Below are 14,758 nucleotides of genomic sequence, written 5' to 3'. Positions count from 1 at the left end.
TTAATTAAGTGAAGGCTAATAATTAATGATTCCGTTTTCCTTCCCAACTGGGCGGGAATATTCCTGTGTTTTCTAAAGAGAGAGTTTACTTTGACGACATTAAAACCCCTATTAGCCAAAAACCGTAGTTGGGCTACGTTGCGTCGCCAACGCCATCCCCACTATTTCAGAAAGCACACGCAGGGCCAGACGCCCCACTCACTCTGGATCGGCTGTTCAGACAGTCGTGTTCCTGCCGAAGTGCTGACGGGTTCTGCCCCCGGCGAGCTTTTTGTTCACCGCAACATCGCGAATATGGTGGTGGCAGACGACGATAATTTCATGAGCGTGCTGCAATATGCCCTCGAATACCTGCATGTTTCCCGCATCGTGCTCTGTGGCCACTATGGCTGTGGCGGTGTTCAGGCGGCGGTGAACCTACCCGACATGGGGCTCGCTCAGGAGGATTCCGCCCTTTCCCGCCGCATCACGGATCTGCGTCAGGCACTTTCGCCGCATATTGCTGCCTCGCAAGATAGCGATGCCGATGAAAGCACGCGCCAGAATCAACTGGTGGAAGCCAACGTGTTGGCACAGTTCGCCCACCTGATCGCCTGTGAACCGGTGCAAAAAGCCTGGCGCAATGGCGTCGAGCTTGATGTTTTCGGCTGCGTCTACGACCTGCATAGCGGTCACCTAAAAGAACTCATCCACCGTCACGCCCAGAAACAGGAGGCATCCCCATGAATCTGAGCACACTCCGACATGATATCCCTGCGGGGCTCGTCGTCTTCCTTGTTGCCCTGCCGCTGAGCCTCGGTATCGCGCAGGCCAGTGGTCTTCCCCCTTTTGTCGGTCTGTTGACCGGCGTCGTCGGCGGTATCGTCGTCACCCTGTTCAGTCCATCTCGCTACGCCGTCAGCGGCCCTGCCGCCGGTCTGGTTACTATCGTCTCCGGCTCTATCGCCAGCCTGGGATCGTTTTCGGCATTGCTATTGGCGATCATGCTCGCAGGCGTGCTGCAATGCATTATGGGCCTGCTGCGCGCCGGGCGTTTCATTACGCTCATCCCCGGCACCGTGATTAAAGGCATGCTGTCTGCTATCGGCATCCTACTGATTATTCAGCAAATCCCGCTCGCCTTCGGTTCGGATGGAGAGGACAGCCTGAAATCGCTCTTCGACGCCTCCGAACCGGGATTCTCCGCCAGCGCGCTGACCGTCTGTCTGGTCGGGCTGGCAATTCTTTGGCTCTGGACCACCAAGCCCGTGCAGAAAATCAGCGCATTTAGCTGGCTTCCCGGCCCGCTGGTCGCCGTGCTCTTTGGCGGACTCTTTACCGTCTACGGTGAGCGCTTGTCCTCCGAAATGGTTGATAACCTGCCGCGTATTGTCCTGCCGGAATTTGGCAGTCTGGAACAGTTGATAGGGGAGATGACGCGTCCTGACTGGCAGGCATGGAAGAACCCAGCGGTTTATGTCGTAGCGGTAACGCTGGCGCTGGTGGCTAGCCTGGAAACCTTGTTAAGTCAGGAAGCGCTGAAGAAAATTCGTCCGCAGCACCCTGCGCCTTCGCCGGATAAAGAGATGCGTGCGCAAGGTATCGGGAACCTGCTCAGTGGTTTTCTGGGCGGATTGCCGATTACTGCCGTGATCGTACGCAGCTCCGTCAACGTCAATGCCGGCGCGCGTACCAAATTTTCCATCCTGCTACACGGTGTGCTGCTACTGCTTTGCGGCCTGTTTATGACCGACTTGCTCAACGTCATCCCGCTTGCCAGCCTGGCAGCCGTGCTGCTGTATACCGGCTATAAGCTAGCTTCTCCGCAACAGTTCCTGCTGCTGTGGCGTCAGGGTTTACAACAGTTCGTGCCTTTCGCCGCGACTGTTGTCGGGATCATTGTGTTTGGGATGCTGGCAGGCATCGGGATTGGTATCGTGACCCAGTTGGCTTTCAGCATTTACAAAAGCCACCGCAACGCAATGCAGCTCACACGTTACGGCGATCACTTTGTCCTGAGCTTTCAGCAGAACCTGACGTTTGTACACAACCCACGTCTGCAAGGCTTGCTCAACAAGATCCCCGCCAACAGCGTCGTGATTGTGGAACACGACAACGCCGACTACATCGACCCCGATGTCCGCACGATGCTGGAAGATTTCCGCGAGAATGCGCAAGAACGCGGCATCAAACTCAGCCAGTGGCCGGTTTGACGCACGACTCACCATAATAACGGCAACGCCCTCGGTGGGGGCGTTTGCCTATTTAGCTCTTACCAAACACCGCTGGCGACGATCATCGACCCGCTGGGCAAACCACGCTGTGGTGAGTTTGCGCGTGATTTTCGGGCTTTCCAGCGTGATTCCCGGCAGGATGGCGCGCGGCGCCTTCGTACCCGATTTATCCGCCAGCGCAAAGACGCGCTCATACAGGCTGGTGTCTTCAAAATCGAGGCTATTACCCTTCTCCAGCGCGCGACGAATGGCACTGTCACTCATGTCCAACCGCTTCCCCAACGCGCGAACCGCCAGCTCCGTAGCACTGGCTTTATCCGAACCGTAGTTGATTAAATCACCGTCCAGCGCCAGCTTGATCCCCGTCAGACGGCTAACAGCACGCTGGAACGCTGCATTTCGGCTGGCATACCATCCCGCGTTAAAATCCGCGAATCGGTATAGCGACTGCGGATAATTCGCCGGATAGCCCAGCAGGTGTTTGATGCCAAAGTACATCCCACCACGGCGGCTAAACACCTCCTGACGAATCGTGCCATCCACGGAATACGGATAGCCTTTCGCGTTAGCTTCCGCAAACGCGATGCTCACCTGCATCGGCCCACCGGTATGCACCGGATTCAGCCGACCGAACAACGTCTGCCCCATCGGCACCATGTCGATGAAATCATCAAAGATCGCGCTGAGCTCTTTTTCTGTACGCACTTTATCGAGCCGCTCGCTGTAGCTTTTTCCGTTCGGAGATTTGATGAGCAGTGCGGTACGCACCAGAAACGCCGGTACATGAACTTTCTCCGCACGGCGGTCAATCTCCTGCCAGGCTATTTTCGACAAATTCGGCACCTGCGGATCGGCATTAAACGTCGATTCCTGCTCGGTTACAGCCAGTACCGAACACAGATTTTCATTGCTGGGATCGAGTCCCTGCGTGGTGAACGCCGTGGCGATGTCGGTCGCCCAGCCCTGACGATCTTTCACGTTGTCCGGCAGCAGCTTGAGTAGCTGAGCACGGACATCCGCAGGCCGCGATTCCGGTGTCGTCGCAGTCTTGCTGGCACAGCCCGCGAGCACCAGCAGAGCCAACGCGCACAGGGGACGAAACAAGGGAATAGAAGAACGGGACATAGTCTCTCGCATCATGATGGGAAGGCTGTCAGAACGTTAGCGCAGCCCGCACCAATTATCCAGCCGAAGGCAAGCACATGCATTTTACGGGCTGACCTGGCATAGTTAGCGTTATCACTAACCGAATGCGCTAACGAACGGACGACACACGCATGGCTGCCACCAACCATTGGACGCGAGATCAGCTCCTGATCGCCTTCACCCTGTACAGTCAGATACCATTTAGCAAATTCGATAAGCAGAATAAAATCATCATTCGCTACGCCGAGTTGATTAATCGCACACCTTCCGCACTGGCAATGAAACTGTCTAATTTTGCCAGTCTCGATCCGGTTATTATCGATTCTGGCCGAAAAGGCCTGAGTGGAGCCTCCAACGCTGACCGCGCGCTATGGCAGGAGATGGACAGCAACCCCGAGCTATTTGAACAGCAGTGCCAACAGGCGATGGTATCGCTCGAAGCAGGAGCGGCGAAAGCGACAACAGCACCATCACCGTTCCATGCCAACGACAGCGAAATCCCGGATTACCACGGCGGAGAACGCCTTACACAGGTAAAAACGCGCATTGGCCAACAGCTATTCCGCAAACGCGTACTCAGTAACTACGGCGAACGCTGCTGCGTTACCGGATTGGAAGAGCCCGCGCTACTGGTCGCCAGCCATATTCAACCGTGGAAAACAGCGGCAGAATATCGCCTCGCTCCCAGCAACGGTCTCTGCCTGTCCAACCTGCACGACAAAGCCTTTGATATGGGACTCATCAGCTTCAATGATTCGCTGGAAATGCTGCTTTCTCCACGCATCAAAAAGCTGAAAAGCGCTATCAGCGACGTCAATTTCGCCCAGTACGAAGGCAAACAAATCCACGTGCCAGACACCTACCCGCCCAACCTGTCACAGATGGCATTCCATCGTGAGCATATTTTTTTGGCGCAGGGGTAAAGAGGTTATCGGTAAGATGCCGATAGCTTGCGGGAGGTATGTAATATACGCAGGATATGCACTTCGTTTATCTTTCGCTTGAGTGCATAAATAATAATGAAGGGGAATCGCGTCAGGACCAATTTCCGCCGTTCCCCCGACATTCCGATATCAAGACCGGCTTCTGGGGTGGCTTCGAGCAACGATACCGATGAGATAAACTTTTCATCCGCCGCATTCGCAACATCCAACCCCGCCTCTTTATACAGATAGCGGTATATTCCTTCGCGATCTGCCAGTGCCTGCTTCTCCCACCGGACCTTAAATATCACAGTTCACCCCGCGCCGCCCGCGCTTTCAATGCATCCATTCTCTGGCTAACATCTTCATTACTGACGAACTCACCTTCACCCGCATCATAACGAGAAAACGCATCCTGAATCTGCGCTTCCAGCCATTCATCACCCGCGTTGCGCTGATACTGACGCTCTTCTTCTGCCAATTCCTCTGCTCGTTGTCGCATCAACTCCGTCAGGCTCACTTGATGACGATCCGCAGCCTGCATCGCCAGTTGCTTGGTTTCTTCATCGATTCTGAAATGGATGGTACTCATTTCCGCCTCCGTGGTGTCAGTTGTGTTGTCACTCTACGCGATCCTCTCCACTTTTTCCTGTTCTTTTTTCATACGAAAATCAACTATACAAAAACAGGGCGATATAGGGGCTGTCGCGCGAAATGACGTGCGGGTTTTCATCAAGCAGCGTCCGCAGACGCGCCTGCTGTCGGGTATTTGGTAACATGCCCGAATGGTTGAACCGCTGTACCCAGTACGCCACGCCAGTCTGCGTGAGTGCCGTATTCTCTGACTTAGCGTTATCCAGCAGGAACACCAGCCAATCCCATTTATTCAGCTTGTGCGCTAGAAAGTAGTACACCTCAACGTGCTCTCTGGAAGACGCGCTGTCCAGACAACATTGAAGCTCAGACAGCGACAGATAAACTTTCTGCTGGTAAAACAGCTTCCGAGCCACCTTCGTAATAGCAATCGAAGGATTGCGCAGAGAATCCAGCAGCCGCTCACGTGCATCGTCACCCGTACGCAGAATAAGAATGCGCAACGCACTGTAGTAAAGGCTGGGATAACGTTCGTCCAGATTGCGCTCCGCCAGCGCCACAATGCCGTCATAGCGATGCTCATCCAGCCCCCAGAGCGTGGTTTTGCACACAGTAACGGTACTCGCCCGATCCAGTGCCGCAAGATAATGCGCAACCGGATCGTCGTTTCGTTCGCGCAGTAGCGCTGAGGCACGCTGGCGCACCAATGCATTCTGATCAAACAGTAAGGCAATCAGTTGAGACTCAGACACAGGGAATGCATTGTCTATCACGTACTGCAACGCCACCTGCTTGATGGGGGCGAACGAGTCTTTCAACAGAATGGTCAACACGTCGTGATCGACGTCCTTGTCCGCACTTAGCAGATACCGCGCCGCGTTCGCTCTGACTAACGGATCGTGATGCAACATTGCCTGCTCAAAGATCTGCTTCAACGGGAACCGCTCACGCTCAGCCAGAATATCCAATGATAGTCGGGCAACAGTTTTGTCTTCCGAACACAACCCCGCGAATAGCGACGGCGCGTGCGCCTCCTCAGAAAGAAAGCTCACGATTTCATCCACCAGCGGCTGATGATCTTCCCGCTGGCACTGCAACAACCAGAAAATGGCAGGCAAGTTGGCGACAAAATACGCGGTGTTATTCGGCGTTAACAGCAGCCGCACGCTCTGTTTAGCCGCGCGGCGCACCGGTTCAGCCCAATCGTTCACCCGTTCAATCAGCGCTGGTAATGCCGAGATCTCGTCCATGAAGCCCAGACACAGCACCGCACGCTGCCGAATATGCCCGTTATAGTGACGCGTGAGCGTTATCAGGTGTGACGCTGACCCCAGTGCATCACCCTGCGCGGGCCGATAATAGTTATCTGGTGAGGCCACCAACTTTTCTAACTGGTACAGTAGTAAATCGTACGATGCCATATTCCCTGCCCTCTTCTTATCCTTTCACACACACCACCTGACGCAGCGTGTGCACAATTTCCACCAGCGATGACTGTGCCGCCATCACCTTATCGATATCTTTGTACGCCATCGGGATTTCATCGATAACGTCGCTGTCTTTTCTGCACTCGACGTGTGCGGTCGCGCGAATCTGGTCTTGCACGGTAAAACGTTTTTTCGCGGCGGTACGGCTCATCGTTCTCCCCGCGCCGTGGCTACAGGAACAGAAGCTCTCTTCGTTCCCCAATCCGCGCACGATAAAGCTCTTCGCGCCCATCGACCCCGGAATGATCCCCATCTGACCTTTCTGCGCCGACACCGCCCCTTTACGAGTGATCAGCACCGATTCACCAAAGTGCGTTTCGCGCTGCACGTAGTTATGGTGGCAGTTCACGCCTTCCTGCTGGGTGGTAAACGGCTTCGTCACAATTCGAGACAGCGCCGCCAGCGTATGCGACATCATCACTTCACGGTTATGACGAGCAAAATCCTGTGCCCATTCAACCGCTTCGATATAATCGTCAAAGTGCAGGCTACCTTCCTCGAAATACGCCAGATTACGGTCCGGCAGATTCGCAATATGCTGCTGCATATCTTCCTGCGCCAATTTGATGAACAGCGACCCAATCGCGTTCCCTACACCACGTGACCCGCTGTGCAACATCACCCACACGCGATCCACTTCATCCAGACAGATTTCAATAAAGTGGTTACCCGTTCCTAACGTCCCCAGATGCTGATAGTTGTTGGTTTTCAGCAACTGCGGATATTTATCCGTCAAACGTTTAAAACGCGGTTCCAGCAGTGACCAGTGCGCATCCACCGTCTGCGGCGGGTTCTGCCAGGAACCAACATCGCGCTTGGAACGCGTTACGCTACGTCCGTGCGGCACCGCTTGTTCAATCGCGCTACGTAGCCCCAGCAGATTATCCGGCAAGTCGCTGGCAACCAGTGACGTACGCACCGCAATCATTCCGCAACCGATATCCACGCCGACCGCCGCCGGGATAATCGCGCCACGCGTGGGGATCACGCTACCAATCGTCGATCCTTTTCCCAGATGTACATCCGGCATCACCGCCAGATGTTTAAAAATGAACGGCATTTTGGCTGTATTCAGCAGTTGATCACGGGCTTCTGGCTCCACAGGCACGCCCTGCGTCCACATTTTTACCGGTGCGCTATTCACGGGCGACATCATGTCGTAATCCTGCGTTTTCATTTCTTCCATTTTCATTCTCTTTGTTTGTCATTGTTCGCTATAGGTATTGCCAAAGGCGTGCCAGTTTTCTGAAACAGACAAAATAAAAATATAACCAATTGATAGTTAATAGATAAAAAACAAAAAACGCAAACTGGCAACGAAACAAAAGAACAGGTAAATTTATCCTATAGGATAATAATTTATAACAAGGTATAGCATGAAGCGTCGCGTCGTCATTGGTGTGCTGGGCACCACGTTGGACAAACGAGGTAAACGGGAGAATCGCTGGACAAAATGGCGGCCTACCGTCGGCCTATGCCAGCAGCCGGATTTTCCGGTCGATCGACTGGAGCTGCTGCATCAGTCACGCAACGAGGGGATGGCACAGCAGGTGGCGGAGGATATCTCCGTGGTGTCACCCGCTACGCAGGTCACGCTTCAGACCGTTGAGTTACGCGATCCGTGGAATCTGGAAGAGGTCTACAGCGCCTTTCTGGACTTTGCGAGCCGCTACCCGTTCGATACTGAGAACGAAGAGTATTTCGTTCATATCACCACGGGTACTCACGTCGTGCAGATTTGCTGGTTCCTGCTGACCGAAGCCCGCTATCTGCCCGCCAAGCTGCTGCAAACCGCCCCGGGGGAGAAAGCGGATCGCCCTGCACCGCAGGGCATCTATGCCGTTATCGATCTGGATCTTAGCCGCTACGCGACCCTCACCAGCCGCTTTCAGCACGAGCAGGAGCGCTCCGTCTCGTTCCTGAAATCAGGCATCGAAACACGCAACAGCACGTTCAACGCACTGATTGACCAGATTGAACGCGTCGCGCTGCGCTCCACCGCGCCGATGCTCCTGACCGGCCCGACCGGTGCGGGGAAATCCTTTCTGGCCCAACGCATCTATCAGTTACGCCAGTCCCGCCATCTGGTCAACGGTCGGTTCGTCGCAGTTAACTGCGCCACGCTGCGTGGCGATAACGCGATGTCGACACTGTTCGGCCACGTAAAAGGGGCGTTTACCGGTGCGTTGCAGGCGAGAACCGGACTGCTACGTGAAGCGGACGGCGGGATGCTGTTTCTGGATGAGATCGCCGAACTTGGGCTGGATGAACAGGCGATGCTACTCAAAGCCATTGAAGAAAAAAGCTTTTTACCGTTTGGCTCGGATAAAGAAGTCAGCAGCGATTTCCAACTCATCGCTGGCACACACCGCAACCTGCACGAGTGGATCGCACAGGGCAAATTCCGTGAAGATCTCTACGCCCGTATCAACATGTGGACCTTCCCCTTGCCGGGGCTGGCGGAACGTCGAGAAGATATCGAACCGAATATTGACTACGAACTCCAGCGCTTCACACGCGATCACCAAACGCAGATCCGCTTCGATAAAGACGCACGGCAGCGCTATCTCACGTTTGCCTGCTCATCGCAGGCCGCGTGGCGCGGCAACTTCCGCGAACTCGGCTCTTCCATCGCCCGCATGGCGACGCTGGCAGAACAAGGACGCATCACCGTGGCACTGGTAGAGGAAGAAATCACGCGCCTGCGGGCCAATTGGCAAAGCGATGCCCCGACAACCGCGCTATCCGAGCTACCGCCCGAGCTCGCCAACATCGATCTGTTTGAACAGCGCCAACTTGAAACCGTGCTCGACGTCTGCCGCACGGCAAACTCACTTTCCGAAGCCGGCCGACGACTGTTCGCCGTCTCACGCCAGCAAAAACAAAAGCCTAACGATGCTGACCGACTGCGTAAATATCTGGCGCGTTTTGGGCTGAGTTGGGAGGAGTTGAAACGGGTATAAATTCATCATAAATTTATACCTTACGTGTAGGCTACGATATCATTACTCTGTTATTCTCAAGGCAACAGCAAGATGAAAATTACTCGCTATCGTCACATAGCAGAAGTCTACCGCTTATAGCCATATTCAACATAAGCAATTGTTTTAATTAAGGCAGATGATATGAAAACCACAATGTCTCAGAAGTCGGCCCGTGAAGGCCTTGGCAACCCTGAACTATTTCAGGGGGGCGTTTATGTAACGAAAAATGGTTCCGCAGAACTCTTTGTGCAAACAGCGGCAGAACGGGAAGCAGAACTGCTTGAAAGAGAAAGAGAAAGGCAATCTAACGCACTCTTGAAACTGGTGATGACTGCCAAAAAAGAAATTAAAAACGGTCAGGGAATGTCCGCCGAGGAAGCCCTACAGAAATTACGTGAAGCGCGAACGTAAATAAGGAGCCAATTTGGCCAGTTCGTACACCATTAAAGTCGCCCCCACGGCTGTCTGGTCTTTGCAGGATGCTGAGTCTTATAAATCTCACTATATCGGTATTGAACAAGCCGCTACATGGTCTGAATCGTTGTTCTTATCATCCATACAGGCCATTTCTCAAGATCCTATCCGCTACAGACACAACGCAATATTATCCGATAAGGGCATCGCGCTCCGTGAGCGTCTCTCAGTAGAAGATGACTTTCGCTGTTTGTATGATGTTGATGAAGAAAGCAGAATCATAGAGATCCTGCTTTTCGTCAGCATGAAACAGGACCTTGAGAAAATGCTTTATCGCTATCATGTGTTGAGCTGATGGGTTCCATAAGATACCGCTCGATAAACAGAACGCTTTTCCGCCCCACAGGCAGCGTAGTCGCCTCATTTTAGGGGAAACACAGGGGGAGGTTCCCGCAGGGAGGCCTCACCCCTGTGGTCGCCCCGTGTATCGCGGTTTGCCAGCGGAGGCTTTCAAGCCTGTTTCTGCGACCTTCATTCCAAAACGCGCTGTAATTCCACTGTAAATCCATCCACCCTATTTCACGTTTTTCATCGTTGGAATACAGTCTCTGTGCTGCGGCAACATCCGTAGCCGGGCTTGGAACCCCGAACTCTCAAGACTGAAAAACGCTTTGTTTTTTCAGGGGCTGCGTGCACACTCTTTACGGTGACGCAGGCAGGGCAACCGCAAGGTTGGCCGGTCTTCTTGAGAGCCGGAGTTCCAATCCTGTCTGTGTCACCCCCCAAGTTTGGAACCTTGTGTGGTGGCGGACTTAATTATCTCAAGGAAAAAATGACCATGACGGACACTCACGCCACACCCGCTGACAGCACCATTACGATTTTCCGCGACCTGATCGCCAGCCTGCCTTTCGCGCAGTTAGATGATATTCAGCTCTGCGACCTCGGCGCAATTGCCGCCGAATCGGTCGAAGGCCTGTGCCACGGCCTGCATTACCTCGGCGACACGCTACAAAACGACGTGGAACTGCCACAAGAAAGCCTCAGCCAGCTCGGCGCGTGCCTCAACGCCACCGCGCACCTGATTCCGGCACTGCTGGAAATGTGTGAACAGGCGGAACGCCACATGCGCACGGTAACGGCAGTGAGTGACGCGTCTTTTACCACACAGTAAAAACAATGAGTTATGAATAATCAGGTTGGTCTTAGCCACATTTTTATGCTGCCGTTGAGGTAGTTTCGTGCGCGATAATGACGTCATTTTCATGCGGCTTCGTAGCCGCGCCCGACACGGGACGGCTCACACGCCGCTCGCCCCGTGACCCCAGGCTTTCGGCGGAAATTATGCCGCTGACGCGGTACCTTCGTCGGTATCTGACTTAGCGGACCGCTTGCGACACGTTTACTCGCCCCATAAATGGGGCTCGCCCTTCGGGCCAGCACGAGTGCTGTTCAAAAACGTCTCTGACGTTTTTGTCCGACGTGGCGCAAGCTTTCGCCGCGTCCTGCGGCTCATCCGAAGCCAGCTATCTCCTCAGCATAATTTTTACGCCGGATAACAGCAAAATCCGCAATCCCCTGTATTTATGTATAAAAACAACACTAACAAGGGGAAGAATACAATCGGTGCTCTAGCAGTCACACCGTGTCATTCATTTTATCTTCAGATCCGCTAAAGCTAGAAATAAGAAAAAATTAATCAGTGATGCAACCTGTATTTTTTCTGAAGTTAGCCGACTATTCTGGCATCAGTTAGCGAGGTCGTAGTCAACGAGATGAGATAGACTAACGCTTCATATTTCGACGACATTCACCTTGCAGCGTAGGCAAACTCACATGGTTAAACGCACAGTGTCCGCCAATAAATCGATCGATATGTACGCCGTCTATGTTTTTGTAACGATGGCGGAAGCGGGAAGCATGACGGCAGCCGCCACGCGGTTAGGCCTGACGCCCTCTGCCATTTCGCAAACGATCCGGTTATTGGAAGAAGATTTCGGCGTCAAATTGGTAAACCGGGCTCGTCGCCCCTTTGTCCTGACGCCTTACGGCATTGCGTTGAAAAACCGGGGAGAAATCCTGACGGAGGAGATTGCGAACCTGAAGGCGCAGGTGCTGGAAGCAGGAAAAGGGATTAAACCCGACTTGCGTATCGGCCTGGTGGATTCGTTTGCTATCACCTGCGGTTCGGTGTTTACCAAGAGTTTGATGAAGAGTTCATCGCAGTTGCTGATTCGTACCGGGCTCAGCCCGCAGCAGGGTGAAGCGTTAATGCGACGCGAGCTGGATTTGATCGTCACCAGCGACCCACTGATCGACAGCGATAGCGTGGTGCGTCATCAGCTGTTTTCCGAAGGCTATTTCATTATCACGCCGCCGGATTACCGCAAACGTATCAAAACGGTTGAGGACATCCGTGAGCTTTCCGCCGCACTACCGCTGGTGCGCTTTAACCGGAACTCGCAGATTGGCATGCAGATTGAGCGTTACTTGCGACGCATCGATGTCCGCGTACCAAACATGCTCGAATTTGATAATGCGGATACCTTAACGTCGATGGTGGCGGCAGGTATCGGTTGGGCGGTAACCACTCCGCTCAGTTTCCTGCAATCCGTTGCACACTCCCGTGAGGTGCTAACGCATATGCCGGAACAGCTGAATATCAAGCGCTCGCTGTATATTGTCGGCCACCGAGATGAATACAGCGCGTTCTTTGAAGAAGCGTGTGATGTCACACATGACATTATTAAAACCGTATTTATTCCGAAATTGAAAACGCTGAACCGCGGAATAGAAAAGCTGGTTGAGATCAACCCAGATAATACGGAATAACCCATTAGGGATATACCCTAAATAATTCGAGTTGCAGGAAGGCGGCAAGAGAGAGAATCCCGATGAGCTTACTCAGGTAAGTGATTCGGGTGAATGAACGTAGCCAACGCACATGCGGCTTGAAGTATGACGGGTATAACTATTAACGATTGGGAGACAGAAAATGGAGGAAAATATCCACCACTAGCCATTTAACGATGCTAATTCAATGTTCGTCTCCCCGAGAACGCTTTTTAGTCATGATTTTATACAAATCGTGATGGGTTCGTGTTACCTGAAAATCAAAAAACAGGAAAGACAAACCCTAAAAAATCATAGTCTTAATATTGAAAACGATGCTATGTACATCGAACAAGAAAAAGGAAGAAGAACCATGTCAACGAATATCCGTATTGAAGAAGACCTGTTAGGTACACGTGAAGTCCCTGCCGATGCCTATTATGGTATCCATACGCTGCGTGCGATTGAGAACTTTTATATCAGCAATAGCACCATCAGTGATATTCCAGAATTTGTCCGCGCGATGGTGATGGTAAAAAAAGCGGCCGCGCTGGCGAATAAAGAACTGCAAACCATCCCACGTAAAATTGCCGATACCATTCTGCAAGCCTGTGATGAAGTGCTAAATAACGGTAAATGCCTGGACCAATTCCCTGTCGATGTCTATCAGGGCGGCGCGGGTACGTCAGTCAACATGAACACCAACGAAGTGCTGGCGAATATCGGTCTGGAATTGATGGGTCACCAGAAAGGTGAATACCAATACCTGAACCCGAACGACCACCTGAACAAATGCCAGTCCACCAACGATGCTTACCCAACCGGCTTCCGTATCGCGGTGTACACCTCTATCCTGAAACTGGTCGAAGCGATTACCCAGTTGAGCGATGGCTTTGAGCGCAAAGCGAAAGAGTTCGAAAACATCCTGAAAATGGGCCGCACCCAGTTGCAGGACGCCGTACCGATGACCCTCGGTCAGGAATTCCACGCGTTCAACGTGCTACTGAAAGAAGAAAATCGCAACCTGCTGCGCACCGCCGAGCTGCTGCTGGAAGTGAACCTGGGCGCAACCGCCATCGGTACACGACTGAACACGCCGGATGAATACCAGAAGCTGGCCGTTCAACATCTGGCAAAAGTCAGCGGCCTGCCTTGCGTACCGGCTGAAGACCTGATCGAAGCGACCTCCGACTGCGGCGCTTACGTGATGATGCACAGCGCCCTGAAACGCGTCGCGGTTAAAATGTCGAAGATCTGTAACGACCTGCGCCTGCTGTCTTCCGGTCCGCGCACTGGCCTGAACGAAATCAACCTGCCGGAACTGCAGGCAGGCTCGTCCATCATGCCAGCCAAAGTTAACCCAGTCGTACCAGAAGTGGTCAATCAGGTCTGCTTCAAAGTCATCGGCAACGATACCTGCGTCACCATGGCGGCAGAAGCGGGTCAGCTGCAGTTGAACGTGATGGAACCGGTTATCGGCCAAGCGATGTTCGAATCCATCCAGATTCTGTCCAGCGCCTGCTACAACCTGCTGGAAAAATGCGTTGACGGCATCACCGCTAACAAAGAAGTGTGTGAAGCTTACGTCTTCAACTCTATCGGTATCGTGACCTACCTGAACCCGTTCATCGGCCATCACAACGGCGATATCGTTGGGAAAATCTGTGCCGAAACCGGTAAAAGCGTGCGTGAAGTGGTACTGGAACGCGGCCTGCTGACCGAAGAACAGCTGGACGATATTTTCTCCATCCAGAACCTGATGCACCCGGCCTACAAAGCCAAACGCTACACCGACGAAAACGAAGCCGTTTAATTTTCATTTTCCGTCATTATTGTTGCTAGTTGTCACACAGGCCCGAGGGAAACGTCGGGCCTTTTCTTTGCTTATTATTTACAGTATGGCGATATTATTTTTCCCGCTTACATACTGGCATCACCGATATACCGTGACTTATTTCCCGCTGCACCGCTTCCCTAAAAATAAATTTCCAATTTAACCCCTTCTATTATTTGAATAATTGGGAATTTAGACCAACACTAAATCATCCCCGAAAAATAATACGGAACATATCAGACGCCATACGCGGTTTGTTTACCTGCCGCCAGACGCGTTTTTACAGCCATTATCACCATCTGCACACGGACAAGCCTTGTGCTTTTTCAGC

Annotated in this window: 14 protein-coding genes; 9 read left to right on the top strand and 5 right to left on the bottom strand. The window is 52.9% G+C overall.

Features of this window, described 5'->3' with window-relative positions:
* Nucleotides 1-90: 90 nt before the first annotated feature.
* Complete coding sequence (locus ACIPUG_RS15290; protein WP_039482049.1) at nt 91-726, top strand: carbonic anhydrase; 636 nt, start codon at nt 91-93, stop codon at nt 724-726.
* Complete coding sequence (locus ACIPUG_RS15285) at nt 723-2,192, top strand: SulP family inorganic anion transporter (RefSeq protein WP_400339062.1); 1,470 nt, start codon at nt 723-725, stop codon at nt 2,190-2,192. Before ACIPUG_RS15290 ends, ACIPUG_RS15285 begins: the two co-directional genes overlap by 4 nt.
* A gap of 48 nt (nt 2,193-2,240) precedes the next feature.
* On the opposite strand, the gene ACIPUG_RS15280 is transcribed toward ACIPUG_RS15285, so the two are convergent.
* The gene (locus ACIPUG_RS15280) at nt 2,241-3,338 is read right to left on the bottom strand and encodes a DUF1615 domain-containing protein (RefSeq protein ID WP_039504931.1); all 1,098 of its coding nucleotides are present in this window, start codon (nt 3,336-3,338) and stop codon (nt 2,241-2,243) included.
* A 152-nt stretch (nt 3,339-3,490) separates the two neighbouring features.
* Between ACIPUG_RS15280 and ACIPUG_RS15275 the strand changes: the two genes are divergently transcribed.
* Nucleotides 3,491-4,282 (top strand): HNH endonuclease, encoded by a 792-nt coding sequence (locus tag ACIPUG_RS15275; RefSeq protein WP_400339059.1) that lies wholly within the window; start codon nt 3,491-3,493, stop codon nt 4,280-4,282.
* 5 nt (nt 4,283-4,287) lie between these two features.
* Here ACIPUG_RS15275 and ACIPUG_RS15270 read toward each other — a convergent pair whose 3' ends face one another.
* The 4 genes from ACIPUG_RS15270 to ACIPUG_RS15255 form a co-directional block, all read right to left on the bottom strand.
* The gene (locus tag ACIPUG_RS15270) at nt 4,288-4,593 is read right to left on the bottom strand and encodes a type II toxin-antitoxin system RelE/ParE family toxin (protein WP_039282619.1); all 306 of its coding nucleotides are present in this window, start codon (nt 4,591-4,593) and stop codon (nt 4,288-4,290) included.
* Nucleotides 4,590-4,874, bottom strand: coding sequence for a damage-inducible protein J (locus ACIPUG_RS15265; protein ID WP_039522416.1), 285 nt, complete (start codon nt 4,872-4,874; stop codon nt 4,590-4,592). The genes ACIPUG_RS15270 and ACIPUG_RS15265 overlap by 4 nt, the downstream gene beginning before the upstream one ends.
* A gap of 79 nt (nt 4,875-4,953) precedes the next feature.
* Nucleotides 4,954-6,297 (bottom strand): HEAT repeat domain-containing protein, encoded by a 1,344-nt coding sequence (locus ACIPUG_RS15260; RefSeq protein WP_400339057.1) that lies wholly within the window; start codon nt 6,295-6,297, stop codon nt 4,954-4,956.
* 16 nt (nt 6,298-6,313) lie between these two features.
* Nucleotides 6,314-7,549 (bottom strand): RtcB family protein, encoded by a 1,236-nt coding sequence (locus tag ACIPUG_RS15255; protein WP_164671828.1) that lies wholly within the window; start codon nt 7,547-7,549, stop codon nt 6,314-6,316.
* Between the two features lie 190 nt (nt 7,550-7,739).
* On the opposite strand from ACIPUG_RS15255, the gene rtcR reads away from it, so the two are divergent.
* From rtcR to aspA, 6 genes are all read left to right on the top strand, one after another.
* The gene (gene rtcR / locus ACIPUG_RS15250; RefSeq protein ID WP_400339053.1) at nt 7,740-9,326 is read left to right on the top strand and encodes an RNA repair transcriptional activator RtcR; all 1,587 of its coding nucleotides are present in this window, start codon (nt 7,740-7,742) and stop codon (nt 9,324-9,326) included.
* A gap of 162 nt (nt 9,327-9,488) precedes the next feature.
* Complete coding sequence (locus ACIPUG_RS15245; protein ID WP_039462890.1) at nt 9,489-9,758, top strand: hypothetical protein; 270 nt, start codon at nt 9,489-9,491, stop codon at nt 9,756-9,758.
* A 13-nt stretch (nt 9,759-9,771) separates the two neighbouring features.
* Entirely contained in the window at nt 9,772-10,116 is a 345-nt protein-coding gene (locus ACIPUG_RS15240) for a hypothetical protein (RefSeq protein WP_039462886.1), read from the top strand.
* A 483-nt stretch (nt 10,117-10,599) separates the two neighbouring features.
* On the top strand, nt 10,600-10,935 hold the full coding sequence (locus ACIPUG_RS15235; protein WP_400339050.1) for a hypothetical protein: 336 nt from the start codon (nt 10,600-10,602) through the stop codon (nt 10,933-10,935).
* A gap of 662 nt (nt 10,936-11,597) precedes the next feature.
* A complete protein-coding gene (locus ACIPUG_RS15230) occupies nt 11,598-12,593 on the top strand; it encodes a LysR family transcriptional regulator (RefSeq protein WP_014913980.1) in 996 nt (331 codons plus the stop codon).
* A gap of 373 nt (nt 12,594-12,966) precedes the next feature.
* Nucleotides 12,967-14,406, top strand: a complete 1,440-nt coding sequence (gene aspA, locus ACIPUG_RS15225; protein ID WP_014913979.1) for an aspartate ammonia-lyase — start codon at nt 12,967-12,969, stop codon at nt 14,404-14,406.
* The last annotated feature ends 352 nt before the right edge of the window (nt 14,407-14,758 follow it).

The sequence above is a fragment of the Pectobacterium sp. CHL-2024 genome (genome assembly GCF_044751765.1).
GTDB lineage: Bacteria > Pseudomonadota > Gammaproteobacteria > Enterobacterales > Enterobacteriaceae > Pectobacterium > Pectobacterium brasiliense.
This window is presented reverse-complemented; position numbering and strand designations above follow the sequence as displayed.

Excerpts from the sequence above, each read along its gene's own strand:
- ACIPUG_RS15285 (WP_400339062.1), top strand. The coding sequence starts at position 723 with ATGAATCTGAGCACACTCCGACATGATATCCCTGCGGGGCTCGTCGTC.
- ACIPUG_RS15280 (WP_039504931.1), bottom strand. The coding sequence starts at position 3,338 with ATGTCCCGTTCTTCTATTCCCTTGTTTCGTCCCCTGTGCGCGTTGGCT.
- ACIPUG_RS15275 (WP_400339059.1), top strand. The coding sequence starts at position 3,491 with ATGGCTGCCACCAACCATTGGACGCGAGATCAGCTCCTGATCGCCTTC.
- ACIPUG_RS15265 (WP_039522416.1), bottom strand. The coding sequence starts at position 4,874 with ATGAGTACCATCCATTTCAGAATCGATGAAGAAACCAAGCAACTGGCG.
- ACIPUG_RS15260 (WP_400339057.1), bottom strand. The coding sequence starts at position 6,297 with ATGGCATCGTACGATTTACTACTGTACCAGTTAGAAAAGTTGGTGGCC.
- ACIPUG_RS15255 (WP_164671828.1), bottom strand. The coding sequence starts at position 7,549 with ATGGAAGAAATGAAAACGCAGGATTACGACATGATGTCGCCCGTGAAT.
- rtcR (WP_400339053.1), top strand. The coding sequence starts at position 7,740 with ATGAAGCGTCGCGTCGTCATTGGTGTGCTGGGCACCACGTTGGACAAA.
- ACIPUG_RS15245 (WP_039462890.1), top strand. The coding sequence starts at position 9,489 with ATGAAAACCACAATGTCTCAGAAGTCGGCCCGTGAAGGCCTTGGCAAC.
- ACIPUG_RS15235 (WP_400339050.1), top strand. The coding sequence starts at position 10,600 with ATGACGGACACTCACGCCACACCCGCTGACAGCACCATTACGATTTTC.
- ACIPUG_RS15230 (WP_014913980.1), top strand. The coding sequence starts at position 11,598 with ATGGTTAAACGCACAGTGTCCGCCAATAAATCGATCGATATGTACGCC.
- aspA (WP_014913979.1), top strand. The coding sequence starts at position 12,967 with ATGTCAACGAATATCCGTATTGAAGAAGACCTGTTAGGTACACGTGAA.